Origin of the sequence: Streptomyces phaeochromogenes (genome assembly GCF_001418655.1) — a bacterium.
Classification (GTDB): domain Bacteria; phylum Actinomycetota; class Actinomycetes; order Streptomycetales; family Streptomycetaceae; genus Streptomyces; species Streptomyces phaeochromogenes.
Map to the genome: position 1 here is coordinate 1 of NZ_LIQZ01000675.1, position 845 is coordinate 845.

At 73.7% G+C, this 845-nt stretch carries 1 pseudogene; it reads right to left on the reverse strand.

Annotation, left to right across the window (positions count from 1 at the left end):
* Positions 1 to 845: pseudogene (locus tag AOK17_RS47470) on the reverse strand (aromatic amino acid lyase); the annotation flags it as partial.

An 845-nucleotide genomic window follows, 5' to 3' on the forward strand; every position in this document is an offset into this window, starting at 1 on the left:
CGACGGCCGAGGCGAGTTCGCGGTCGGCGACCAGGCGGGCGTGGGTCATGGTGTCGCGGCCGGCGCCCGCGACCTGCGGGGCGCAGCGCACGGAGTAGGCGTCCTGGACGCGCGGGGCGTCGTCCTGGTGGTGGCCGGTCAGCTCCGAACCCTTGAGCACGGCCAGCATGTTGGCGGCGCTGGCGCCCTGGCCCGGGTGGGGGCGGATGGCGTGCAGCTCGGGGGCGAGGACCCGGTCGGTGCCGAGGAGCGCTTCGAGGGAGAGGGCCGCGGTGATGTCGGCGGACTTGTAGAGGGTGTCGAGGTCGGCGAGGGCCATGACCAGCATGCCGAGCATGCCGTCGGTGCCGTTGAGGAGGGCCAGGCCCTCCTTCTCGCGCAGTTCGACGGGCTCGATGCCGTGCGCGGCGAGGAGTTCACCGGCGGGGCGAATCGTTCCGTCCGGGCCCTCCGCGTCCCCCTCGCCCATGAGCGTCAGGGCGCAGTGGGAGAGCGGCGCGAGGTCACCGGAGCAGCCGAGGGAGCCGAACTCGTGGACGACCGGGGTGATACCGGCGTTCAGGATGTCGGCCATGGTCTGCGCGACGGACGGGCGGACGCCGGTATGGCCCGAGCAGACGGTCTTGAGCCGCAGGAACATCAGGGCGCGGACGACCTCGCGCTCGACGTGCGGGCCCATTCCGGCGGCGTGCGACCGCACGATGTTGCGCTGCAGCTGGGCCCGCAGCTCGGGGCTGATGTGCCGGGTCGCGAGGGCTCCGAAGCCGGTGGAGACCCCGTACACGGGCTCCGGCTTGGCCGCCAGCGCGTCCACGATCTCGCGGGCCGCGGCGAGCGCGGACACC